Source organism: Paenibacillus sp. LK1 (genome assembly GCF_002750415.1).
In the GTDB taxonomy this organism is placed as follows: Bacteria; Bacillota; Bacilli; order Paenibacillales; family Paenibacillaceae; genus Paenibacillus; species Paenibacillus taichungensis.
The window spans coordinates 112,913-137,863 of the sequence record NZ_PEII01000014.1 but is presented as its reverse complement, the minus strand read 5'-3'; the positions used below and the strand labels follow the sequence as shown (position 1 = coordinate 137,863).

Genomic DNA, 24,951 nt, shown 5'->3' with positions numbered 1-24,951 from the left:
TAGTCGACTGTAGCGATACAGTCGGCTTTTTTTGTGTTTCCCCGAGACCTGCGCTTCAATCTTGAAATTCCGTACCAATCCCATGGTTGGCAGGATAGTCAATGATCATTAAAACTGGATATGATGAACCCCAGTTATATCCAGATTGATCTGTGAAGGGGGATCATACAATGATCGGAGGGGGAGGGATGAACGGAAATGATGGACAAGGTACAGGGTTATTTCGGAAGAAATATGAATCTGCGCACCAAGCTGCTTCTGTTGTTCCTGGCGTTGACCTTGCTGCCGCTGAGCTTGCAGGGAGTAGTGAATTACCTGCATTTCTCGCAGACGATTGATCGCAAGACGGAGCAGTTCACCATTGATATTGTTCGCCAGATTAATACCAATCTGAATAGGCTGCTCAAGGACTTTGAGCGGTTGTCGCTCTTGCCGCTCTACGATCAGATGGTGCTTGGCATTCTGGGCAAATACAACGCTCCGATGGGATCGGGTACATGGGCGAGATCCGATGATTATCTGAAAATGAAGCTCTACACATCCGGTCAGGCGTATGACCGACCTGAAATTCGTGGCATCCATCTGATCAGCAACAGCGGCATTTTGTTCTCCAATCTGGATTCACTGGCAGTGAATCCGGTATGGGACAGCAGGCAGGATGACTGGTTTGCAGAGCTTAACGGCTCGGAAGGGGAATGGCGTCTGCTTCCTCCACACGAACCAAGCTATTACACGGGCAGTCATGAAGAGCCGTATATATCGGTTGCCCGTGAGATACGTGATCCGGGTACACTCCAGCGACTGGGCTATATTCTGATCGACATCCGGCTGGAAGCTTTCGGTCAGCTCCTGTCCAATCTGAATTTTGAGCAAAATGCGAGTCTGATGATTGTCGACAGCAAGCAGCGTCTCTTGTTCGAACGGACCTCTGCTGGAGGCCTATCCGCATACGACAAGCTGTTAAAACATGGCCAGCTTCAAGGCTACGCAGGCAACCAGAAGGTTGTCCTTGATGGGAAGCCCTATCTCTACGTACAGCACCATTCCAGCTATTCAGGACTTTCGGTGATCAGCCTTACACCTATTGCCGTTATTCAGAAGGAGTCGGGCGAGATGCTCACGTTTACGTTTGGATTCGCTGTGTTATGTATGGCGGCTGTAGCAGTTCTCGCGGTGCTCTTATCCTATCGCATAACGAGGCCGCTAATTCGACTGAAGCACAATATGATTCGGGTGGAGCAGGGAGATTTTAGCCAGCGCGTAGCGCACTTCAGCAATGATGAGTTCGGACAGATTAGCCGGGGTTTTAACCGGATGATGGAAGAGATCAATAGATTATTCAACGAGGTATTTCTGTTGGGCATTCAAGAGCGAGAGGCGGAGTTGTCAGCATTGCAGAGCCAGATCAATCCCCATTTTATATACAACACATTGGAGTCCATCAACATGATGGCGGTCCGCCAGAAACACGCTGAGGTGTCTGATATGGTGACGGCACTTGGCAAGCTGCTGCGTTATACGATTGATAAGGTGGACCGGAGGGTTCCGCTTCAGGAAGAATTGGCGTTTGTACAATCCTATGTACGCATTCAACAAGTACGTTATGACGGGAAGCTGGAGGTAATCTATGACATCGATGAAGCCATTACAGAGTGTCTGATTCCCAAGCTGGTATTGCAACCGCTGGTGGAGAACGCTGTCTATCATGGCATTGAAGGGCAGACCGATGGCGGAGTGATCTGGGTATCTGCATTGAAATTCGATGATGAGCTGCTGATTATTGTGCGTGACAATGGCAAAGGTATGGCTCAGGCGGAGATTGATGAATTAAATGAATCCATTGCTCGGCAGCCTTCCAATGAGGCATTGCGCTGTCATGCGGGGGACAGGCTTGGACTTAACAATATCGCCCAAAGGCTCCGCCTCATGTATGGAGAAGGTGGCAGCCTGAGCGTCGATGGCAGTCCAGGGCAGGGCCTGGCGGTCACGATATCCATTCAACTTCAACCGAAAGGAGAATGAAGCGCATGTATAAAGTATTGCTTGTGGAGGATGAGACGGTCATCCGTCAGGGACTGAGAGAGCTGATTGTACAGGCGGCTCCTCAGTTCGAGATAACAGGTGAAGCTTCGAGCGGAGCCGAGGCACTGGATTTTCTGAGGTGTGAAGTGCCGGATGTGTTAATCACAGATATTCGCATGCGTGAAATGGACGGGCTGACACTCGTATCCAAAGCAAGAGATATGTACCCTGAACTGCTGATGATCATCATTAGCGGGTACGGAGAGTTTGAATATGCACGTAGAGCGATGGAATACGGAGTGTTGAACTATCTGCTGAAGCCGATTGAACGTCATGAACTGGCATTATGCATCCAAAAAATTCAATTGCTGCTGGATCGCAGGTACGGCATTTCAACCCTTCCAGTCACTGAGCCATCTGGGAAAGCAGAGCACTCCGGCGGAGATACGCGGAAGATTATCCGAGATGTGAAGGAGCACATCAAGCAGCACCCCGATGGGGATCTGCGACTTCAGACCATAGCAGCACTGGTTCATCTGAACCCCACCTATCTAAGCCAACTGTTCAAGAACGAAACAGGAACCAATTACTCCGAATACATCGCTGAGGCTCGTATGGAGCGGGCCAAGTGGCTGCTGGTTAACACAGGACTCAAAATCTATGATGTTGCAAGGTTATCCGGGCATCAGAGTCCCAAGCACTTCATGCTGGTCTTCAAGCAGCAGGTGGGATGGACAGCAGGGGAATATCGTGACCGATTCAGTATTTCTTGAAAAACCATACCATTTCTGTAACTGACGTGATTTATGAGCGGGCGATGCCTTCGTTATACTTTGGTTGCACATGTATACCACTAAGTCCATAAGGGGGATTTCCATGAAAAAAGCAGGACTGATATCGATACTCTTACTCATGATGATTGCTTCAATCGGGTGCACAAGCTCCAATTCCGGAAGTGGTCCTGGGCAAGCAGCCGGGGAGAATGGAGAGGTTGAGCTGAAATTCATGATGTGGGGCAATCAGGCACATATGGATGTATACAACAAGCTGATTGATAGCTTCACGCAGGAAAATCCAGGCATCAAGGTGACGATGGAATCCGTTCCTTTCGCAGAATACCAGCAAAAAATTTCGGTGCTTGCCGCTGGCGGCTCTCTCCCAGATATCGCCTGGGTATCAGAGCGGATGGTGCCACAATTCAAATCCAATCATATCCTGGCTGATGTATCCGAGTTCAAGGATGATGCCCAGTTCAAGCTGGATGATTATATACCAAGTACATTGGATTTGTTCCGTGATGGCGATCAGCTGCTGGGGCTGCCTTTTTCCACACCTCCGGTGGTCATGTTCTACAATAAAACGTTGTTCGACAAAGCCGGCCTGACCGACCCGAATACACTTGCCAGCCAAGGGCAATGGACATGGGAACAGTTCGAGAATTCTGCCAAGGCGATTACCAGCAAGGAGGCTACCAACCGGATCTATGGCGCCAACTTTTTTCGCGACTGGAAGACCTGGGCAGTGCTCTCCTCGTATTCATGGTCCAATGGCAGTGGTCCGTTCGACGAAGGCATGACGAAGTTCACTTGGAACGATGCCTATGGCGTACAGACTTTTGAACTGCTGGAGCGCATGATGTTCACTGATGAATCGCATCCAAAAGCAGGTGAGCAGGTCAGCTTCGATGCTGGCAATGTAGGCATGTTCTTCGATAACTACAGCTATGTTTCCAAAGCAAGAGAGATTACCGATTTTGAGTGGAGTATCGCTCCCATGCCTTCCGGCTCACAGGGCAGCGTACCGATGCTAGGGCAGGCTGGATATGCCATGTTCAACGACAGCAAACATCCGGAGGAAACCAAGAAGCTGTTGAAGTATTTTGCCAGCGAGCAGGGTATTCAGGCGACGGCCACCTATTTTGTGCCTCCGCGTACCTCTGTGCTTAACTCCGATGCGTTCATTAATCAGCCGAATAATCCGAGCAAGGAGCATATTGTGCAGGCGGTGATTAATGAAATGCCAAAAGCGCGCTTGATTCCCGGTCATATCCGTTGGCAGGATATCGACAATGCGGTGTTGCAGGGATTTGACCGACTGTTCGCCCGTTCAGCGACACCTGAGGATAATCTGAAGCAAATGCAGGAAGAAATCCAAGGCGTGCTGCAACAATAAATCATTTTATAGAAACAGGAGGTGAGCATGATGGGCAAATTCAAGGAATTGCTTGATCAGAAATCGCTGTCACTTGTGGTCAGCTTACCCGAGAACGATCTATCTTTGGCCCGGGCAGCAATCGAAGAGGGCGCTGATGCACTGAAGGTGCATTATAATGTCGGCCATCGCGCCAGCGGGAATCATTTTGGTCCACTGGACAACTATGCCGAAGTTTTTCAGGCGATCCGTAGCGAGTTTGGAGGCCCGCTTGGGGTCGTACCATCCGGTAGTATAGATGGAGCACGGAGGGAGGACGTGGAGCGTCTCTCCGGGCTGGGTTTTGACTTCTATTCCATCTATGCACATCACTTGCCGTCCTTCATGCTGGATGACCTGGGGCTGGACCGAACGTTTGCGATCAATGACGAATATGAACCTTCCCTTTTAACGTCAGCCGCTCATTACAGTTTCACAGCCCTGGAGGCATCCATTGTGCCTGGGAATGAATATGGTACACCGCTAAGCTTTGCGGACGTGCTCAAGTATCGCCGTCTGGTCTTGCAGGCGCAAATTCCGGTTTTGGTTCCTTCTCAGCGTAAGCTGGTGCCGGAGGATGTTCGGGTGCTGCACGATACCGGGGTCAAGGCGATCATGCTTGGAGCGGTCGTAACAGGCAGAGCGGAGGAGCAGCTGCGAAGGGCTGTTAACGCCTTCCGTAATGCGGTGGACAATCTGAACCGTTCAGACTATATAAGTTGAACTAAACATTTACAAGAGAACGTAGAGGACAGAAATAACCTGAAGAAACGGAGTGTTCGCCTTTATCCCCGGATTTTCCCCTTTGTAAAATTGAATTAAAAAAATCTGGGGATAACAGCGATCGGAAGGTTGTTCTGTCATTGGAGTGGCAAGTGTAAATATTCGTTTCAAGGGAAGAAATTTGATAAAGGGGAGGGCCTGACTGTGACCCATTCACGCAAGCGTACAGGAAGAGGTCCGCTCGCCAGAGAGGCCCAGATCGCGGGATGGCTGTTTGTATCACCAATGGTGCTCGGGTTTACCCTGCTGCTGCTGTTTCCCATGGGTTTGGCTCTGTACATGAGCCTGACCGACTGGCCGCTGCTGGGGGATCATCATTTTATTGGACTGGAGAATTACCGGAATGTGATGACAGACGCCATGTTCTGGAAGGTGCTTGCCAATACGGTCTATTTCACTGCGGGGCTTGTGCCGCTTAATATTGTGCTCGCGCTGCTGCTCGCGTTGCTGCTATCCAGAAATTTGCGCGGCATCGGGATTTTTCGAACAGCCATCTTTGTTCCGGTCATGACCTCGCTGATTGTATGGTCCATCGTATGGAAGCTGATGTATGCCACAGAGTCGGGACTGATCAATCAGCTTCTGTTAATGATAGGCATCAAGGGTCCGGCCTGGCTCTACAATCAGGATCTGGCGATGCCTGCGGTTATTGTGACGAGTGTACTGAAAAATGTGGGTCTGAATATGGTGTTGTTCATTGCAGCCATTCAGCAGGTACCGCGTTCACTTTACGAAGCGGCAACACTGGACGGAGCGGGCAGAAGAGGAACCTTCTTTCACGTCACACTGCCCATGATTACGCCAACGGTGTTTTTAACCATGGTCATGACTGTGATTGGCTCGCTCAAGGTGTTTGGACAGATCTACGTCATGACACAGGGAGGGCCGAGCAACAGCACGAAGGTATTGGTCTATTATATCTGGGAAAAAGCATTCAAATTATTTCAGTTCGGCTACGCCTCTTCGCTTGCGTATGTGTTGTTCTTTATCGTGCTAATCCTGACGCTGCTGCAATGGCAGCTTCGAAAGAGGTGGGTATTCAATGAAGGCGATGCCTAATCCTTCGATTCGCAAGACAGGCAGTGCCCTGGGGACGTACTTGCTGCTGACACTGATCTCGCTGATCATGCTTGTTCCATTTATCTGGATGATATCGACGTCATTCAAGGAACCTCAGAGCATATTTACCTATCCACCACAGTGGATACCGGATACCTTCCGATTTCAGAACTACATCGATGTTTTTCGATTAATTCCGTTTCATCGTTTTTATTTTAACAGTGTATATATTGCTGCTGTGGTTGTGCTGGGTACGGTGTTCTTTGCATCTCTCGCCGGGTACGCATTTGCCAAAATTCCGTTCAAGGGACGTAATGTGGTATTTCTCATCCTGCTGAGTGCGATGATGATTCCCCATGAGGTGACGGCTATTCCCATGTTTCTGTTCATGCGGCAGCTGGGGTGGATTGATACACATCTTCCGCTGATTTTACTCCCGATCTTTGGGGCGGGCGGCGTGTTTGGCATCTTTGTGATGCGGCAGTTCTTCATTACGGTACCCACCGAGCTGGAAGAAGCGGCGATGATTGACGGCTGCAACCGCTTCCGGATCTATGCTCGTATTATGCTCCCGATTGCCAAGCCCGGTATGGCTACGCTGACGATCTTTACGTTTGTGACGATCTGGAATGAGTTTTTCGATCCGTTGATTTTCATTAACTCGCGAGAACTGATGACGCTGCCGCTTGGGTTATCCTTGTTCACGGATGAAGTGGGTACAGCCTGGCAATATCTGATGAGTGCCACCGTCATGGCGACCCTGCCGCTGCTAATTGTCTTTTTCCTGGCACAACGGCGCTTCATTGAGGGAGTTGCCATGACAGGACTGAAAGAGTAACCCCTGCAATAGAACGGAAGGAGTGATAGCTTGAGTGAACGGATAAGTATGAGTATGAAAAAGGAAGAAGCGGATGTGGTTGTTGTGGGAGGGGGTCCGGCGGGTATAGCGGCAGCCATCGCTGCTGGACGACAAGGTGTTCGAGTAGTACTGGTGGAACGGTACGGATTCGTTGGTGGAATGTCGACTGCCGCCATGGTCTATCCTTGGATGACCTTCCATACGGAGAGTGGTGAGCAGGTGATTCAGGGTATCGCCCAGGAAATCGTTGACCGACTACAGGCGCGCGGCGGCTCTCCGGGGCATCTTCGGGATACGGTTGGATTTGTGCACACCGTTACGCCTTACCATCCGGCGATCTATCAAGTGGTTGCAGCGGAAATGCTGCAGGAAGCAGGTGTGCGATTGTTATTGCACAGCTTCGTGGATGAAGTGGTTATGGTGAATGATCGGGTAGAGGCGGTACGTCTGACGAACAAGTCTGGCCGAATGGAGCTAAGAGCGAACGTATTTGTGGATGCCAGCGGTGATGCGGATGCGGCTTATCTTGCGGGAGCTTCTATTGCAAAGGGGCGAGATGGCGATCACCAGTCACAGCCGATGACCATGAAATTTCGAATGCGTGGTGTGGACCTTGGACGAGTGAAACAATACATGCAGGAGCACCCGGAGGATTTCTATGCCAAAACCCCTTTCTCCGAACTGGACAGTATTCCGTTAACCGGGGTGAGCGGCTTCTATTCCCAATGGAAAAAAGCAGGTGTACCGATTAACCGTGATCAGGTATTGTTTTTTACCGGCCCGGCTGAAGATGAGGTATTGATTAACTGCACCCGGGTGCAGGGGTTGGATGCTACAGATGCAGAAGATCTGACCTCTGCTGAACAGGAAGGCAGGAAGCAGGTGCTGATGATTGCTGAGTTTCTGCAGCGTGACGTGCCTGGATTCGAGCGGGCCTCGATCTCAGCGATAGCGCCACAGATTGGTATCCGTGAATCCAGGCGAATCATCGGGCATTATGCGTTGACCAAGGACGATGTGGTTGCAGGTCGGAAGTTTGATGATGTAATCGCCAGAAGTGGCTATCCGATTGATATTCATGATCCTTCGGGGCAAGGCGTCGTAGCGGCTTTTATTGAAGGGGACGGAGCATACGATATTCCGTATCGCTCTCTGATTTCCCGAAATATCCGCAATCTGCTTGCGGCAGGACGCTGCATATCCACCACACATGAGGCGCACGCAACGACAAGGCTGACGCCAAGCTGCATGGCTACAGGCCAGGCGGCAGGAACGGCAGCGGCTTTAGCTGTTCAGTTGAAGCTAGATCCGTTGGAGCTGCCGGTATCGGTGCTGCAAAAGGAACTACGCCGTAACGGAGCAGCGATTTGAGGAATGATTCCCGTGCGAGCAGACTATGATGAAATCCAAAGAAGACTCCAAAACCACTATTGAAGTGGAGCTGGAGTCTTCTTTGGGTTGTAATGGGGGTTGTGATAGAAGCATCAATCATCCGATCATCAAGTCATTCGTGCTTCAAGCCGCCGTGCCACAATGGACAACGTGTAGTTGATGACGAAGTATAATACGGCTGCGAGTAGCAGGGCAGGGATGACGTAATCGAAGCTCTGCCCCCCGAGGATCTGCACATTGTGCATCAGTTCCGGCAGGGAGATGATGATCGCCAGTGAAGTATCCTTCAGCAAAGAGATGAACTGACTCACCATCGGTGGCGACATGCGCCGCAAAGCCTGGGGCATGATGATGCCGCCAAGTGTCTGCATATAGCTTAGGCCGGAGGAACGGGCGGCTTCCACTTGACCACGTTCAATCGATTTGAGTCCGCTGCGGACGATCTCTGCGATCATGGCGCCTTCGAACAGACTCAGTCCAACGACCGTGGACCAGAAGCCAGACATCTTGATTCCGAGCTGGGGAAGTACGATATGAATGAAGAAAATGATCAGCAGCAGCGGCAGATTCCGGATCGTATCCACGATAACGGCCACAATCTGTGACAGTACCGGAATTCGCGTGTATCGAACGGTTCCGAGCACAGTGCCGAGAACAAAGCTGAATACAATCGACAACCCTGCCACTTGCAGGGTAATCAGGAATCCGTGCAGCAGGAAACGAAGGTTGGGCCAGGCATAGGCCCCGCTAAAGTCCATGGATCATCGGCCTCCTTCTGTGAGTAGGACAAGGGTTAGAATGAATGTCTGTTTACATGGTGACCTGGCCCGTTGGTTTGGTCTTCTTTGGTTTGCCTTTGGCACGGCTGGCGTCCGCATCACTTTGTCCAAAACGGCGCTCCATATAGTGAACCAGGAAGCTGAGCGGCAAAGTCAGCACCAGGTAGAACAGCGCAACAATGGTGTAGACACTCAGCGGCAGGAATGTATCCGAGTTGATCAGATCGGCAAAATACATCAGATCCATGCCCGCTACGACCGCAAGGATGGATGAATTTTTGACCAGATTGATAAACTGGTTGCCAATGGACGGCAATACAATCTTGATCGCTTGTGGCAGTATGATCAGGTTCATGGCCTGTACGTAGGATAGACCGGAAGATCTCGCAGCTTCTAACTGCCCGCGAGGGACCGTCTGAATGCCCGCCCGGATCGCTTCGGCAATGAAAGCGGCCGTATAGATGGTCAGACCGAGTGTACCCGAGATGAACCCATCCAGTGAAATGCCGAGTGCCGGCAATCCGAGATAGAAGAAAAACACGACGAGCAGCAGCGGGATGTTACGGATAAACTCCACAAAAGCGGTGCCGATCCAGTTAAGTGGTTTGATGGGGGATATCCGAAAGATAGCCATGATTGCACCTAGAATAAAGCTGCCAATCAAGGCCATGATGCTCACCTGGATGGTGTTGAGGAACCCTTCCAGGAATCGATCCGAATGTTTGATCAGTACGCTGAAGTCCAATTTGCCCATGTAGGCGAAGCCTCCGTTCTCCAGTGTAGAAGCGGCGATTGCGTCAGCTCATACATTGCATATCACAGGCTAAGTCGCCGCTTCACCATCATTAATCGGGGTTACTCTGGCTTGCTGCCCAGCCATTTTTCATGCAACGTATCATATTCACCGCTGTCCTTCAGGTTTTTGAGCAGGTTGTTTACTTCTTCGACGAAGGCTGTGTCGCCTTTGCGAATCGCTATGCCGTAAGGTTCACTCGTGAAATTGCCACCAACCAGCTTGTAGTTGTTATCCGTCTGCTGCATGCCGATTAGGATGATGTTATCGGTCGTCAGAGCTTCGCCTTTACCCGCCTTGAGGGCTGTGAAGGCATCCTGATAGTTATCGAATTCGAGCACCTCGGCATCCGGGGCTTTTTCGCGAATATTTTGCGCAGAAGTCGAGCCTTTGACGGCAAGAACCTTCACACCGTCGAGACTTTCCAGACCGGTAATCGCGCTATCGTTTTTCACAAGCAGGGATTGCCCGGCTTCAAAATAGACATCGCTGAAATCCACTTGTTCCTTGCGTTCATCCGTAATCGTCATCGTTGCGATGATGAGATCAATGTCGCCGTTTTGCAGCATCGGAATGCGCGTTTTGGACGTTACTTCCTTCAGTTCTACCTTCGTTTCGTCTCCAAGAATCTGTTTGGCGAGTGCCTTGGCGATATCAATATCGAATCCTTCGACTTCGCCACTTGCGGGGTCTTTCAAACCGAACAATTTGGTGTCGTATTTCACGCCGGCAATGAGCTTACCGCGCTCTTTAATTTGTTCAATCGTGCCTTTGGCTTCGCTACTCCCACCAGAACCACCGCTGCTGCTACTTTCCTCTCCGGTGCTACAACCGGACAATACAAGGGATAGAATCAAAACAAGCATAAACGACGGCCACTTTAATACATTTTTCATTTGGTAAAGACCCCTTTCAAAATGGATTATTCTCAGTGGTGAATCAGACGACTCAGGAATTGCTTGGCCCGTTCTTCTCTCGGGTTGTCGAAAAATTCAGCGGCGGAGGCTTCTTCCACAATTCGGCCTTCATCCATAAAGATGACTCGGTCTGCGACCTCGCGCGCAAATCCCATCTCATGTGTAACGACGACCATCGTCATCCCATTGTGGGCAAGAGACCTCATAACATCCAGAACTTCCCCGATCATTTCGGGGTCCAGTGCAGAGGTGGGTTCGTCAAAAAGCATGATTTTGGGCTCCATGGCAAGACCTCTTGCGATGGCTACACGCTGCTGTTGTCCACCGGACAACTGGGAAGGATAACTGTCTGCCTTGTCGGCAATGCCTACTCGGGTCAGATACTTCATCGCCGTAGAGGCTGCCTGTGCTTTGGGTTGTTTACGCACCTTCATGGGTGCAAGGGTAATGTTATCAATGACTTTTTTGTGAGGGTAGAGATTGAAGTGTTGAAATACCATGCCGATGTCACGGCGGAAGAGGTTGATGTCTACCTTTTTCTGATGTAAAGGGACACCACTGACGACAAGTTCACCTTCGGTAATCGTCTCCAGACGATTGATGCAGCGGAGCAGTGTGCTTTTGCCTGAGCCGGAAGGGCCGATAATGACAACGACTTCTCCTTCTTCAATGTGAAGATGAATATCTTTGAGGACATGAAAATGGCCAAAATGTTTCTGGACACCCCTAAATTCAATCAAGAGACCCCATCCTTTCTGCAACATCTGTTTGTAAAAGGAATAATAAGGAATAAATTGAAACTAGTTATTTAATCATACATACTCATCCTGCTAAAGGCAATTGGTTTGTAATAAAACATGACATAAGTAATGGGTTTTATAGGGCTGTAGCCAGTAATTATGTTATATATTTGTTATATTGGTAGCCTCTTTGTGACGAATCCTGACAGAAAAATGAATCCATTCTCCTAGTTGTTTTACAACCATTGGAATAGATGTATAGAGTATACTGGAAGAGATGTTTACTTTATGACTCTGATCATAAAAACAAATAACATCAAATTCTGAATCGTACATGGCAAAAAAGCTCAACCTTATGCCCTATGGCATTGATATGATGGAGCGAGAATGCGCTTTCCAGTAAGCGATACATTACTAAAAATAGTCCGATCCAATTATAGGTAGAGAGGATGTTCTGAACGATGAATACATATTACTCCCCACTTGGTACAGGAGAAGGTGTTGAATCCGATACGAAGGCTTATGAAGTGAGTTTACCTGTCATCCCTGCACGGGATTTTCAGATTACGGATTATGGTGCGGTAGGGGATGGCTTGACGGATAATACCGAGATGTTCCGACTGGCTATAGCAGCTTGTGCAGAAGCGGGAGGTGGCCGAATTGTCATTCCAGCGGGTGTTTGGTTAACGGGTCCAATTGTTCTCCGCAGTCGAATTGAGCTTCATGTCCAGACGGGGGCTCTGGTTACGTTCAGCCGTAATTTCGATCAATATCCCCTGATTGCGTCCAGCTTCGAAGGTTGGCAGGCAGTGCGATGTCAGTCGCCCATTGATGGTGAGCAGTTGGAGGATATTGCGATCACGGGTGAGGGGATTTGGGATGGCGGTGGAGAGGCATGGCGTCCGGTAAAACGATCCAAGATGACCGCGTCGCAGTGGAATCGACTGGTCTGTTCGGGTGGTGTAGTGGAGCATGCTGGCGGAGACGAAGCCATCTGGTGGCCATCGACTTCTGCTCTTGAAGGCGGTGCGATTGCGAATCGTCTGCATCTGGAGCAAGTGTGTGATGTGGCTGCTTATGAAGAAGTCAGAGACTTCTTGCGTCCTAACATGGTCAGCTTACGTCAATGTAAACGAGTGCTTTTGGACGGCCCGACGTTCCAGAACTCGCCTGCATGGAATCTGCATCCGTGGGCATCCGAGCATGTCACAATTCGTAATGTGAGTGTACGGAATCCATGGTTTTCCCAGAATGGTGATGGGCTTGACATTGAATCTTGCCGTCATGTCCTTGTGGAGCAGAGTGTATTCGATGTTGGTGATGATGCGATCTGCCTGAAATCCGGCAAGGATGCAGAAGGCCGTGAACTCAGTCTGCCTTCGGAATATATTATGATCCGGAATTGCACTGTGTATCACGGCCATGGCGGTTTTGTCATTGGCAGTGAAATGTCCGGTGGCGTGCGGCATGTCCGGGTCTCGGATTGTACGTTTATTGGAACGGATATTGGGCTTCGCTTCAAAAGCGCGCGTGGGCGCGGCGGGGTCGTTGAGGATATTCAGGTGGAGCGCATTTATATGAAAGATATCATAATGGAAGCTATCTCGTTTTCCTTTTTCTATGCCAATCAGGAGGGTTCCGCTCGTGGTAGCGACTTGACTCAGGAGGTCAGTGAGGAAACTCCGGTGTTCCGGGATATTCAGATATCGGATGTGGTCTGTGCAGGAGCGGAAACCGCGTTATTGGTGAGTGGACTGCCGGAAATGCCGCTGGATGGTCTGGTCATTCAGGGATATACGGTGACGGCTCGTAACGGGGTGCAATGCGCCCATGCGAAGCACCTGCGAATCGCCGAAATGAACGCACATATTACTGAAGGATCGTTGATTCATTTGCATCAGTGTAAGGGTGCGGAGATGGAAGCGATTGAGGGAGTGGGCGCGGATGGTCGGCTTCTAATGGTGACAGGACATGAATCGGCAGGGATCGTATGCCGGGAAAGTGATGCAGATACAGAGGGACGCCAAATCTCCGTTGGTCCTGAAGTAAGAAGTGGTGTAATTATCCGCAGGTAAAAAGGGGCCAAACTAGTATACGCTTAGCATATCACCGCGGGCATCTCCTGGCTCGCGGTGTCCTGACAGGTCGTCGCATGACAGACGTCTGGCTTCGACCAGTCGTTTTGAAGATCTATCGATGTTCTTTGCGATAGCGAAGCGGCGTGGTCCCGGTCACCTGTTTAAACGTTTTATTAAAATGGGCTGTATGCTCAAATCCTACCTTCTCCGCAATCAATTGCACCCGTTCCTGAGTGGACAGTAAACGTCTCTGTGCCTCCCGAACCCGGGTAACACGTAAATATTCGCTGAAGCGAAATCCGGTAAAACGGCTGAACATCCGGCTCAAATAGGATGGACTGATATAAAATCGCGCTGCGGCCTCTTCTAATGTGAGGGGCTCGGTATAATGATTGTTCACATAAGTGACGATTTCACTGATCTTATCCTGCATGGGATGATGCGGGACTGGAGAAGATTGCCGAGTATCTTCTTCAACCCGGTGGATCTGAATCAGGATCTGGGCAAGCAGGCTTCTCACCACGATTTCATAATGAGGGCGCCGCTCCCGGCATTCTTGCAGCATCTGCCACAGCATTCGTTCGATCTCGGGCTGTTCCGCATCAGGAAAGTGCAGCAGCCTTGAACGATCGAAGGGAAGTAGACCACATATTCCAAGCTCCATCCCGGTTGCAAAAGAAGGTGAGAATCCGATCAGGATTCGTTCAAAGCCGGGAAGGCTACCTTTGGACGTCGAATGTACATCATGGGGATTGATCAGGATCAAATCACCTTTGCGGGCGGTAAGAAGCTGACCATTCATGGAATAGACGCGTTCTCCTTCAAGCAGATAATACAGTTCGTAAAAAGGGTGTGCATGAGGCTGTGGCATGGCGTTCCCGTCGTGTCTGCTCATGTGTTCAATGGTGAATGAACTCTCGCCAATTCGATATTTGGGTCCAATCCGATCCTCTATAACACTCATAACACGTCTCCCCTCTGCGCCAGCTGATTTACGGTTAATATCCATATCATAACGGAAAATCCAGTTTGTTGTAAACGCTATCATTTGTGTGTGGGTCCGACCAGACGAAATGAATAGAATGCGGGTGGAATGATTTTCGGCAAGCTTAGATATGGTGTAAAGGTGACAAAAGTCTATTCATGTTTTACAGTAGGGGGAGTGAGGCTAACCTCTGGATAGGGGTGTCTCCAATTCGATTTGGAAGGAAGGAAACAGAATATGACGACACATGAATTATCGCCACTCGTTGCTGCATTGAATATGCAGCCACACGTTGAAGGCGGTTGGTATAAGGAAGAATGGAAGGCATCGTATCAAATTCCACAATCCGTACTGCCGGATACATACTCAGGCCCTCGATTCTCGGCAAGTTCGACATACTTCCTGCTGCACTCGCATGAAGTCTCGGAATGGCATACTGTTTTGTCCGATGAGCTCTGGTTGTGGCATAGCGGCAGTCCGGTTGAATTGAAATTGGGCGGCAACGGGGAAAACCCGGAAAATGAAGAAGTGCTTGTGCTGGGGATGGATATTGCTGCGGGGCAATCGCCGCAGGTACTCGTTCCAGCCGGAGTATGGCAAACCGCACGTCCACTGGGTGATGAGCCTGTACTGGTAACGTGTGTTGTAGCTCCAGGTTTCCACTTTGATGATTTCAAACTGGTTTCCAAAGGCTAATATAACCATAAATGAACAAGCAAAATCCCGATCCAGTTGCGTTGCATCCGGATCGGGATTTTTTGATGTTTTCTAGCTTTGATTATATATTGATGTTAAAAGTTAAAGTTGTCCGGATCGGAACCAAAGCGCTTATTCTCGTTCAATTGATTAATGCGTTCGATTTCTTCTGTAGTCAACTCAAAATCGAACAGGTCCGCGTTATCGCGAATGCGCTGTGGTGTAACGGATTTAGGTATGGTCACAATACCATTTTGCAGATCCCAACGAAGAATGACCTGTGCCGGTGACTTGCTGTACTTGGCAGCGATGTCCTGAAGAAGCGGATGCTCCAGCAGGTGTCCCTGACCCAGTGGAGACCAGGCTTCAATCTGGATCTGATGTTTGCTGCAGTACTCCCTTAGCTCCGTTTGGATCAACAGCGGATGCAGTTCCACCTGATTCACTGCAGGTTTAATGGTGGCATCGGTCATCAGGTCCTCCAGATGGTGAATCTGGAAGTTACTCACCCCAATGGCGCGGATGCGTCCTTCCTTATGCAGCTTCTCCAGCGCTCTCCAGGTATCCTTGTACTTGCCTTTGACAGGCCAGTGGATTAGATAGAGATCCAGATATTCCAGTTCGAGTCGTTCCATGCTTGCTTCAAAAGCTGCCAGTGTGGATTCGTAACCTTGGTCCCCGTTCCACACTTTGGTGGTAATGAACAGATCCTCACGGGCGATTCCGGATTCACGAATACCCTGAGCTACACCCGTTTCGTTGTTATACGCTTTTGCTGTATCGATACTGCGATAACCTGCTTGAATGGCCGTTTTGACGGCATCAACCACTTCTTCTCCATCTTTAACTTTGAATACACCAAAACCCAGCCAAGGCATTTTGACTCCGTTATAAAGTGTCGTTGTGTCCTGCACGTGTTTCATGGTCCGAAATTCCTCCTCTGATTCATTCATTATTCCATTATGTAATTACCCTGTTGACCGCCGGCCAATCCTAAATGGAGGGTCGTCTGTATTGATTATACTAAAACCTTTTTGGTAATGGAAAAGAATACGACCATTTCGATAGGAAAAACCCCTCTTTTATCCTTTTTGGCCAGCCAGAGGTTTGGTTTTGACGCTTACGGGTGATAAGATGAAGTATACGAAATATGGAAAGAGAAGCTTTCCTATGGAATGGATCACATGAAGAACAGAGGAGCACGGGAAAGTTGGGTGTCATTGAACCCGTGTGATTAACGATAAAGGAGTAAGAATACAATGGCTAAACCTAAACAAACCAAAAAAGCAGCAGCCTGGTCTCTCGTTGTTATGGGAGCAGGATTTGCCGCATCATTGCCGTTTCAGGGCGGTGTTGTAGGCAAACTGCTCGTAGGGTCATTTGAAGCGGGGTTGGTAGGTGGACTTGCGGACTGGTTCGCCGTAACAGCGTTGTTCCGTCATCCACTGGGTATTCCCATTCCCCACACGGCATTACTGCCCAAAAATCGGGACAAATTGACCGAAGGCCTTGTCTCCGCAGTGGAAAATAACTTGCTGAACAAGGATAGCATCACCGAGAAAATTGCGGGTTTCAAGGCAGCAGAAATCGTTCTGGATACGATGACAAGGGAGCTTCACAACGATGGAGTCAAGACCATGATCGATACACTCTGCAAACGTATCCTTGCAGGCCTTCCGTTGGAGCAGATTGCTCCACTGGTTGCGGGCGAGATCAAATCACAGGCAGGAGCCTTCGACTTGGGTCCGATTCTGGAACGGGCTTCGATCCAGATGAGTGAGCGTGGATATGATGCCAAAGCACTGGACTACGGTTTGAAGCAGGCAGAAGAATGGCTGGTGAAGCCAGAGACCATTATGTTTTTGGGTGAAAGTGGCTTAAAGGCGATCAGTGGCATCCAGATGAATGGATTAATGCAATTTGCGATGAATGCGTTCATGGGTTATCTGAACGAGGAGCGTTTGGGCAGCATTTTGCAAGGGTATCTGTTTGACCGAGTAGAGGACATGAAGCGAGAGGGCAGCGCTCTTCGTTACAAAGTGCTCGATCTGTTGCGAACGCAGGCTATCCGGCTGGCGATGAGTGAAAGTGTGCAGGATGGAGTCAACGGCTGGAAAAACAACATGCTGGATGGATGGAACGCAGAGGAAACCGTGCTGAACAAACTCATAGAATTGAGGGATAAGGCGCTCGCTGCGATGGAAAATGGTCAATATGTGGAGACGTTTGCTTTACCTGCGATTGAGCGGGTGTTGTCTGATTTGCGGTCAGACGATGCTTTATTGGCAGGATTGAATGCCAAGATTGTGGAAGGTGTAACGACGCTGCTGGAGAAAAACCATTCCAAAATCGGCAATCTCGTACGCGAAAACGTGGACAAAATGGACAATGCCTCACTGATCTCCTTGATTGAGGATAAAGTAGGGCAGGATCTGCAGTGGATTCGGATTAACGGGGCCGTTACCGGATTTATAATCGGGATTGCACTGACCGCCCTGCGGATGGTATTGGAGTAAATCATTGAAATGGCAAGATTAGGGCCGCTCTCTGGAGCAGGCTCTTTTTCGTCTGGGAAATTTATGAATAGACAACTGATGCAAAAACAGTTGAATTGGGTAATGTACACCCGAATGCTCTAATGGAATCATTTAGGAACAAAGTTACATAAAAACGATGCCAACAGCCGATGTGATCATGTTGATTTTGTACTATGATGCAGTTAACAGGAGAATAGAGTGGATACAGGAATATATATTTTAATGATTAATGAAAAAGAAAAGGTGATTGATAATGAGATTGAAGCGGCGATTCACATGTATGTTTTTTTTAATCATACTATCCACTTTTATTTTGGGAGGGTGTCAGAACATGAAGGAAAGTGAAAAACAGGCCTATTTTAAAGAAGCGGAAGCAGAAGCCGTAAAATATCTGAAAAATAAATATGAACTAAATGTAGTCATCACAAATAAAGAGTTGTTACCCGAGATGGCGCTTGATTCTATTGCTATGGAAGGACATGTGGTTGAACATGAAGAGCAAGAGTTTACAATCTCGTACGACTATGAGGATAAAAAGATCAAAAATTTTGGCATGAGTCCGGCAATTAAGGAAGCGATTATAGCTAAGGGATATGATCCGTTTAACAAATAAATCATAATTCAGGATTGATTTTCTTGGAGGTGCAGAGGTTGTGAGTAATTCACCAAAAATTGATGATGAGACATACAACAAGATGTCTGAATTAGCATATGAGAATCTGAAATCAGGTATGGAGTTTGAGAATCTTCCTGGATGGCAAGTTCTTGAAGACACGCATGGAAACAAAAAATCCGGTTTTGATGCGGTGACCTTCTACAATTCGGAGACCAAACAGGCGGTTATCGCATATCGGGGGACGGAGGGAAGTGCTTCGTTGGATCGCAGCGCCCCCGATTATTATGCAGACGCTCAAATCGGTTTGCCTGAGCTTGGCCGAAAGATCGAACAAAGTACGGATTTTACACCGGATTGGTTGGCAAATGGCATTCAGAAGGTAAGAGATGTTACGGGGATCACTACAGTCGAGAATGCTGTGGGAGAACTGGATAAAAAGCTGGATAAAACGTTCAGTCTGGGACCAAACCAGATGTATGAGGCGGAAGACTACGCCAATGATATGCAGAAAAAATACAAGGATCTGGATTTCTCGCTGACAGGGCATTCGCTTGGAGGGGGAAATGCCCAATATGCGGCCGCATACACGGGACTCTCCGCAGTGACCTTCAGCGCGCCTTCTGTGATCTCCAGTCTCACACCAGAGGCGAAGCGAAAGGCTGAAGAGGGTGGGTTTGATAGCCAAATCATTAACTATGGGCATCCCGGAGATTTTGTGACCAGCGGATTTTTTGGTGGATATGATCGTCATGTAGGTTCCATGTATTACATCAATTCCAACTACAAGGATATGAATGATGACATGGGCATGTGGGATAAAATCAGTAACACCTTTGGTGGCGAGGAGTACCACAGTCTGAAGCAGTATGAGTTCGAGAATGGCTATGTTTCCAACGATCTTTACGATCCGGTTACAGGCGAGCACATCGGTTATTCCCCGCGTCAGCCGTCCAATGTCCTGTCTGATCTCGCAGCATTCATGCGGAACTTGGGTGGGCAAGCGGGCAGTCTTGCAAGAGGTATGGCCGCGGCAGCAGGAGCGTCTGGCCTGATTCAGGTAACGCCTGAGGAACTCAAAAGTGTCGCTGCCCGGTGGAAGCAAAATGCACAACAGTGTAATGCAGAGTTGAACATAGTACGGAGCCGGATGGCTCAATACTTGCATTCCAGCCGCAGTCGCAGACTTGAGCCTATCGTCACTCATCTGGATGCGTCTATTAACGAACTGAGCACATGGCATATGAAGCATACGAGTCAGTTCTTGAACTTTATCGAAGAGAAGGCGGAAGCCTTCCGTCAGGCAGATGAGAGTCAAGTCAGTTTTAACTAGAATTTTGCATGAAGGGCCTGGCGATTGGAACTTACATAAAGGGAGGGATCACGAGTGAGCGGACAATTGCTGGTAGAGTTGAATGATCTTCGGATTGCTGAAAAAGAATTGACTCAGTTGCTTGCCCGTCTCCAGGCAGATGAGCAGGAGGCGAGAAGCCTATACAACCGTCTCGACGACTGGAAGGGACAATCGGCTGATTATACAAGGCAGCAGATCGAAGCGTTCTTCGCAGGTTTGTCTGGACGGATACAGTCGATTGAACAACAGAAGAAGAGCTTGCTGCAATACATTGAAATCATGATCCAGACGGATCAGGAACGGTAGAGCAAAGGGCGGTAAGTGACGCTGTTCATCATCAGTGATCGTAAGCATGAGTTTGAAATCGAGTTAGCGTATGTATACAGATAACAAAAAGGAGCCTCGGCACATCGGGATAGACCCCGTTCGCCAAAGGCTCCTTTCTTTTTATGTCTACATACAAGACTGCATGTTAGTTCTTAACGTTTTTTGCGGCGTGTTGCCAGAGCGATACCCAGGAAGGACAGGATCAACGCCAGAATGGATACGATCAGTGTTGCCTGTTGCAGCTTCAATGTGCCGGGGTCTGAATCCGTGTTGTTTGGCTCACCAGTAACGGTGTCGTTCAACGCATCACCCAGTGTGGTATCGTCGTTTGCCTTCGTATCATCACCCGTTGCTTCATCATCATGACCCGCATTGCCGGCTGTACCTGCGCTATCATGACCTCCGCCTGCAGCGGCATTACCTGCAGCAGCAGGATCTTGGCTGATTGCCGTGATACTGTGCGGGTTGCTGTCACTTGGTCCGCCTGTCCATTCCACGATGCTGCCATCGCTATAATATTGGAACGCATCCCAGGCTACTTCCGTTTCGGCATCCGGATTCTGTGCTACAAAGTTGAACTGCTGGAATTGACCAGCCAGAATTCCTTCGTTATCTGCGTCCACTTCCCAAGTAATTGACGTCACTTCATTGGAATCATTTTTTTCAGTAGTGATTTTCCAGCCTGCCAGTGGTTGGTATTGCTTGAATGCAACGCCTTGCGGTACTTTCAGCGTGACTTTGGTGGTAGGCAGCTCTTTTTCGGATGGAATCTTGATGCTATACGTCTGCCATGCACCTGTCTGTGCCACGGTTGGGTTAACGGTAACGTGTGCGCTGGCGAATCCAGCAAACAGCATTAGTGCAGCAGCTCCAGCAGTAAGGCTGGATGTCAGTTTGGAAGTCCATGATGTTTTCTTCAAAATAATTTACCCCTCTCAAATCTTATCATTTATGTTTCGGCCCATTTTCTAAAATAAGTGCCTGATGTGCTGCAAAGTCACCGTTCCGGTTACGAATCGTTCTTTCAATCGCTGTTATTCCCAGATTTTTTTGATTCACTTTATAAGTGAAAATCCGGGAATAAATGCGAACGTTACACTTTTCCAGAATCGATTTCGTCCCCTTCACTACAATTGCAGCTTATTGAGACACTGATTTTAGATTGAGTCGCGTTTCAAATCTGAATCGGTCTATACCTACGGATTAGCAGTGTCGATCTCAAATTCAGTATCCAGTGAATCCAGAGATCGGGTTAGCAGATGTACCTTGATGTTCCAGCGTCCTGGCATGGAGATATATTCTTCTGCTTCGTACACGCCAGTATCATTTTTCGGAATCGTGATCTCGTAAATGCCCATATCCATATCCAGGTGGGTCAGTGACAGTGTGATCTGTTCCAGATCGTTAACTGTAGTGCCGTCCGGTTTTTTCACGTCGACTTTGAACTGATTCTCTCCGGTACGATTTGGGCTTACCTGAAGTGTAATTGTGGTCCCGTCATTCGTAGTCTGTACTTCTTTATAAGGTCCTGCGGCTGCCGGTTGTCCGGGAGACAAGTGTGTCAGCACGGCAGCCAACGCAAGCACGACGGCTCCAGCAATCAGTTCGGCCTTCAGGCTGCCAGCGAGTCGGTTGCCGCTGCTTGCACGTGCCATTCTGGCATGACGCCCAGCCAATACAAGCATTACAACAAGCAAGACAACTTTAGCGATAAGCACGAGACCATACCCCGTTGTGAACAGGGACGTAAGTATAGGTGCAGGCAAAATGATCAGGCTGCTATATATCCCTGTAGCGACGAGAGCAGCAACAGCACCGATACCCCAAGCTGTAAATCGTCGGATCGCCGTCCAATAGACTTCTCCTCGCACCGTGGAAGGCAGTTTATCCGCGAGCGGAGGTAGACACACAGCCATGGCGGTTAAAGCGCCGATCCAGAAAGCGGCTCCGATCAGATGAACGAAGTCCATTGCAATGGCGAGTGTGCGTTGTTCCGCTGCAGCTGGATGTCCTGTCATCGCATGAGTGAACAACCAGCCAAGAACGAGAATCAGTGATCCGTATGATGACCAGATCCGGATACGCAGCGAGCGATCCCGGTCATATCCCGAGAGGATGGTAACCGCCAGCAACATCACAATGAGTATCTGTACCATCCAGATCTGGCCAAATGACGTCAATTTAAGTGCACTGCCCATCAGTGCCCAGCTGAACTCCCCGATGGAAACGCCTGATTCATACAATGTGTTCAGAGGCAGGCTGATCAGAGCGGCAACAGAAGCGGCGCCATAACTGATCCATAACAACCTATAGCTTCTTGGCACTTCCAGTGGTTCTCTCGCCATGGAAGCAGGCGCAATTCGAAACAGCAGGAAAGCAAGTGTGCCCAGAATCACAGACAACCCCAGATATTGAATCCAGTCGGTCAGCGACAAAATCCATTTTAACGGTCCGCCAACCTGGCCTGAACCTGAGGTTAGATCCGCGAGACCGGCAGGAGCGCCAGATGGTTCCCCAATATGAAACACATAGGCTCCCTGAATGGGGTGGCCATCCGCAGATACAGCCTTCCAGTTCACGGCGTAGGTTCCGTTTCCAAGTCCGGTCCGCAGTCCGGTCTCCAGAATATGAGGACGATCCTCATCGACATGCACATTGCCGTCATCTGCTTGTGTTCCGTCAGGTCCGGTGATTTTAATATCAAAAAAGGCCGTCTGCAAAGACTCGTTGAACTCGAGAGTCAGGCGTTCAGGTGCAGTCGCAACCAGTTCATTTTCACCTGGTGAGGCCTGCACGATATAAGCATGGGCCGATGCCCATTGTGGCATAACAAGGCAAAATAATAACATCAGGGCGCCCATCAATGCCCAGTGCCGTTTGCCCAATTTCGTGGTGAACCTACTCAAAATCAAAAAATCATCACCCTTAGGTCTAGAATTGTAAGTCATTCTTTGTTATCCGAGCACAATCTATACCATTATAACTTTGTCCAAAATAACACCGTATGACTACATTGGGCTATAAAAAAACGAAATGATCCATAGAATTGTGACAAAAACATGAATGTGCCGCTATTTACGCAGCTTACGCCCTGCTAGTCCGCTTTCCAATGCATAGCGGGTTAATTGCACACGATTTTCGAGATGCAGTTTCTGTAAAATATTCTTCAGATGATTTTTCACCGTTTGATCCGAAATACCAAGTTGGTCGGCAATCTCACGATTGGTATAACCCGCAGATACCCATTGCAGGATCTCTAGCTCCCGCGTAGTCAGGGGATTATCGGGTACATCTTCCGTGCGAGGTGCAGGGAACTCCTGAAGGATTCGATAGGCAAGTTCCTTGCTCAAGGGTGCATCATCACTGACGATGGCGCGAAGGTATTCAAGCCAGGTGGAAGGAGCCAGATTTTTGAGCAAATATCCTTGAGCTCCCTGCTTCAGTGCTTCGAACAGGTACGTGACATCATCCGATACAGTGACCATGACGATAATGACATAAGGAAAGCGCAGTTTGATCTGGCGGGTGGCTTCCAGCCCATCCATATCCGGCATCTGCACGTCCATCAAAATAAGATCGGGCATCCATTGCCCGGTAAGCTCCAGTGCTTCCAGCCCAGTCGAAGCGGTACCAATAACCTCAAACAGGCTGTCCTCGGATAAAATACTGCAGATCGCCTCACGCGCATGCGCGTGATCATCGACAACCAATACCCGTACAAGTTCCATATTAAGCATGCCCCTTCCCAATGGTTATTCGTGTGTAACCTGGCCTTGAATCAAGGGCGAAAGACCAGCCCATCTGAACTGCACGTTCCTTCGTAATTCTCAAGCCGTACCGATCCTTCAGATGCAGTGGATCCCCGCTCACACCAACACCGTTATCCTGAACGAAGATCGACCAGACAAAAGGAGTCCCTTCTGCTATCACTCGAATATCTGTAGCCCGGGCATGTTTACGTACGTTAAGTAGTGCTTCCCGAATGCAGGCGAGCAGCTCTACCTGCTCCTTTGGAGAGAAGAAGGTGCTCTCCAGATTCCATTCCAGACGCGCCGAAGGAACCGTCTCCTCTATAAGTAATTCCACCTGTGACAGCAGGGAGGTTCCTTCCGGTACTGCCACTTGTCCAGGCACGTAGCGGAGCTGGGCGATGGCCTGCCGTACGTAAGCGTTGACCTCATGTACGGTTTTGCGTATTTCCCGAATTTCATTCTCGTGGCCGCTTCCAGCCATACTGCGCTCGGCCTTGTCTGTTTTTACCGACAGGAGAAAAAGAGACTGCGAGATGCCATCGTGAAGCTCACGGGCCAGTTGGTCCCGAGCTTCGAGTGCCACTTTGGAAGCGCGCTCCTGCTCTAGAGCAGCCCTGGCACTTTCCAGCATTTTAAATAAGCGACTTAGCAAGGTGACACTTATGAGGTAAAGGATAAGGGGGGTAAGCCAGTTGCCTGCATCCATGGAAAGGTAGGGCATCAGGAATTGATGACGGATGTATTCCCAGAGTCCCACCGTGAATGTGGGGACCAACAGAATCATCCATTTAATCTGTTTGTATGACATGAATACAGAACTCCTTTGAGATAAGGTCCAATTATATGTATCTGTTTCAAGGGTTGGCACCATTATAACGCATGCTTGCTTCAGACCCTAGTCTGTCTTTCTTCGGAGGAAGTTCGGGTGGATAAGGGAGCATTTAGAAGGATATCTAAGAACAACATGGGGTGAAATTATGTCACGCAGGGTGAGCCTTGATGAGTACAGATGAGTGGAGCTGTATCCATTTTCCCTATTGAAGAAGGTCCTCTATACTTATATAGAACACAAATT

At 49.1% G+C, this 24,951-nt stretch carries 24 protein-coding genes; 14 read left to right on the top strand and 10 right to left on the bottom strand.

Features of this window, described 5'->3' with window-relative positions; translation table 11 throughout:
• Window positions 1–198: 198 nt before the first annotated feature.
• From CS562_RS26565 to CS562_RS26535, 7 genes are all read left to right on the top strand, one after another.
• Complete coding sequence (locus CS562_RS26565) at window positions 199–2,022, top strand: cache domain-containing sensor histidine kinase (RefSeq protein WP_099858670.1); 1,824 nt, start codon at window positions 199–201, stop codon at window positions 2,020–2,022.
• A gap of 5 nt (window positions 2,023–2,027) precedes the next feature.
• A complete protein-coding gene (locus tag CS562_RS26560; protein WP_099858669.1) occupies window positions 2,028–2,795 on the top strand; it encodes a response regulator transcription factor in 768 nt (255 codons plus the stop codon).
• 103 nt (window positions 2,796–2,898) lie between these two features.
• A complete protein-coding gene (locus tag CS562_RS26555; protein WP_099858668.1) occupies window positions 2,899–4,194 on the top strand; it encodes an ABC transporter substrate-binding protein in 1,296 nt (431 codons plus the stop codon).
• A gap of 30 nt (window positions 4,195–4,224) precedes the next feature.
• Window positions 4,225–4,935 (top strand): beta/alpha barrel domain-containing protein, encoded by a 711-nt coding sequence (locus CS562_RS26550; RefSeq protein WP_099858667.1) that lies wholly within the window; start codon window positions 4,225–4,227, stop codon window positions 4,933–4,935.
• Window positions 4,936–5,139: 204 nt separating this feature from the next.
• Window positions 5,140–6,054 carry a carbohydrate ABC transporter permease gene (locus CS562_RS26545; RefSeq protein WP_099858666.1) on the top strand — a complete coding sequence of 305 codons (915 nt, stop codon included), beginning with the start codon at window positions 5,140–5,142 and terminating at the stop codon, window positions 6,052–6,054.
• Window positions 6,038–6,892, top strand: a complete 855-nt coding sequence (locus CS562_RS26540; RefSeq protein WP_076290688.1) for a carbohydrate ABC transporter permease — start codon at window positions 6,038–6,040, stop codon at window positions 6,890–6,892. Before CS562_RS26545 ends, CS562_RS26540 begins: the two co-directional genes overlap by 17 nt.
• Before the next feature lie 54 nt (window positions 6,893–6,946).
• Complete coding sequence (locus CS562_RS26535) at window positions 6,947–8,284, top strand: FAD-dependent oxidoreductase (RefSeq protein ID WP_099858712.1); 1,338 nt, start codon at window positions 6,947–6,949, stop codon at window positions 8,282–8,284.
• A gap of 128 nt (window positions 8,285–8,412) precedes the next feature.
• Here the strand turns inward: CS562_RS26535 and CS562_RS26530 are convergent, their stop codons facing one another.
• From CS562_RS26530 to CS562_RS26515, 4 genes are all read right to left on the bottom strand, one after another.
• Entirely contained in the window at window positions 8,413–9,063 is a 651-nt protein-coding gene (locus tag CS562_RS26530) for an amino acid ABC transporter permease (RefSeq protein WP_076290687.1), read from the bottom strand.
• Window positions 9,064–9,115: 52 nt separating this feature from the next.
• Window positions 9,116–9,838, bottom strand: a complete 723-nt coding sequence (locus CS562_RS26525) for an amino acid ABC transporter permease (RefSeq protein WP_099858665.1) — start codon at window positions 9,836–9,838, stop codon at window positions 9,116–9,118.
• Window positions 9,839–9,939: 101 nt separating this feature from the next.
• Window positions 9,940–10,773: an ABC transporter substrate-binding protein gene (locus CS562_RS26520; RefSeq protein ID WP_099858664.1), complete on the bottom strand. Its 834-nt coding sequence runs from the start codon at window positions 10,771–10,773 to the stop codon at window positions 9,940–9,942.
• Between the two features lie 32 nt (window positions 10,774–10,805).
• The gene (locus CS562_RS26515; protein WP_079695864.1) at window positions 10,806–11,558 is read right to left on the bottom strand and encodes an amino acid ABC transporter ATP-binding protein; all 753 of its coding nucleotides are present in this window, start codon (window positions 11,556–11,558) and stop codon (window positions 10,806–10,808) included.
• Window positions 11,559–11,995: 437 nt separating this feature from the next.
• Here CS562_RS26515 and CS562_RS26510 point away from each other — a divergent pair, with 437 nt between their 5' ends.
• On the top strand, window positions 11,996–13,609 hold the full coding sequence (locus CS562_RS26510; RefSeq protein ID WP_099858663.1) for a glycoside hydrolase family 28 protein: 1,614 nt from the start codon (window positions 11,996–11,998) through the stop codon (window positions 13,607–13,609).
• A gap of 115 nt (window positions 13,610–13,724) precedes the next feature.
• On the opposite strand, the gene CS562_RS26505 is transcribed toward CS562_RS26510, so the two are convergent.
• Window positions 13,725–14,576 carry a helix-turn-helix transcriptional regulator gene (locus tag CS562_RS26505; RefSeq protein WP_076290682.1) on the bottom strand — a complete coding sequence of 284 codons (852 nt, stop codon included), beginning with the start codon at window positions 14,574–14,576 and terminating at the stop codon, window positions 13,725–13,727.
• A 258-nt stretch (window positions 14,577–14,834) separates the two neighbouring features.
• Between CS562_RS26505 and CS562_RS26500 the strand changes: the two genes are divergently transcribed.
• Entirely contained in the window at window positions 14,835–15,293 is a 459-nt protein-coding gene (locus tag CS562_RS26500) for a cupin domain-containing protein (RefSeq protein WP_063566267.1), read from the top strand.
• A 95-nt stretch (window positions 15,294–15,388) separates the two neighbouring features.
• Here the strand turns inward: CS562_RS26500 and CS562_RS26495 are convergent, their stop codons facing one another.
• Complete coding sequence (locus CS562_RS26495) at window positions 15,389–16,216, bottom strand: aldo/keto reductase (RefSeq protein ID WP_076290681.1); 828 nt, start codon at window positions 16,214–16,216, stop codon at window positions 15,389–15,391.
• 336 nt (window positions 16,217–16,552) lie between these two features.
• Between CS562_RS26495 and CS562_RS26490 the strand changes: the two genes are divergently transcribed.
• The 5 genes from CS562_RS26490 to CS562_RS26475 all read left to right on the top strand — a co-directional run bounded on the left by CS562_RS26490 (window position 16,553) and on the right by CS562_RS26475 (window position 20,103).
• Complete coding sequence (locus CS562_RS26490; protein ID WP_099858662.1) at window positions 16,553–17,809, top strand: DUF445 domain-containing protein; 1,257 nt, start codon at window positions 16,553–16,555, stop codon at window positions 17,807–17,809.
• A 219-nt stretch (window positions 17,810–18,028) separates the two neighbouring features.
• Window positions 18,029–18,175 (top strand): hypothetical protein, encoded by a 147-nt coding sequence (locus CS562_RS33115; protein WP_180287225.1) that lies wholly within the window; start codon window positions 18,029–18,031, stop codon window positions 18,173–18,175.
• Window positions 18,162–18,443: a hypothetical protein gene (locus CS562_RS26485; protein WP_076290678.1), complete on the top strand. Its 282-nt coding sequence runs from the start codon at window positions 18,162–18,164 to the stop codon at window positions 18,441–18,443. The genes CS562_RS33115 and CS562_RS26485 overlap by 14 nt, the downstream gene beginning before the upstream one ends.
• Window positions 18,444–18,525: 82 nt before the next feature.
• Window positions 18,526–19,776 carry a Tle-like phospholipase domain-containing protein gene (locus tag CS562_RS26480; RefSeq protein WP_099858711.1) on the top strand — a complete coding sequence of 417 codons (1,251 nt, stop codon included), beginning with the start codon at window positions 18,526–18,528 and terminating at the stop codon, window positions 19,774–19,776.
• Between the two features lie 54 nt (window positions 19,777–19,830).
• A complete protein-coding gene (locus tag CS562_RS26475; RefSeq protein WP_076290677.1) occupies window positions 19,831–20,103 on the top strand; it encodes a hypothetical protein in 273 nt (90 codons plus the stop codon).
• Window positions 20,104–20,276: 173 nt separating this feature from the next.
• On the opposite strand, the gene CS562_RS26470 is transcribed toward CS562_RS26475, so the two are convergent.
• The 4 genes from CS562_RS26470 to CS562_RS26455 form a co-directional block, all read right to left on the bottom strand.
• A complete protein-coding gene (locus tag CS562_RS26470) occupies window positions 20,277–21,044 on the bottom strand; it encodes a YcnI family copper-binding membrane protein (RefSeq protein ID WP_246318071.1) in 768 nt (255 codons plus the stop codon).
• 276 nt (window positions 21,045–21,320) lie between these two features.
• Window positions 21,321–23,036, bottom strand: a complete 1,716-nt coding sequence (locus CS562_RS26465) for a copper resistance CopC/CopD family protein (protein WP_180287224.1) — start codon at window positions 23,034–23,036, stop codon at window positions 21,321–21,323.
• 159 nt (window positions 23,037–23,195) lie between these two features.
• Entirely contained in the window at window positions 23,196–23,852 is a 657-nt protein-coding gene (locus tag CS562_RS26460; RefSeq protein ID WP_090904095.1) for a response regulator, read from the bottom strand.
• A gap of 1 nt (window position 23,853) precedes the next feature.
• Window positions 23,854–24,684, bottom strand: a complete 831-nt coding sequence (locus tag CS562_RS26455) for a sensor histidine kinase (RefSeq protein ID WP_076290674.1) — start codon at window positions 24,682–24,684, stop codon at window positions 23,854–23,856.
• Window positions 24,685–24,951: the final 267 nt, after the last annotated feature.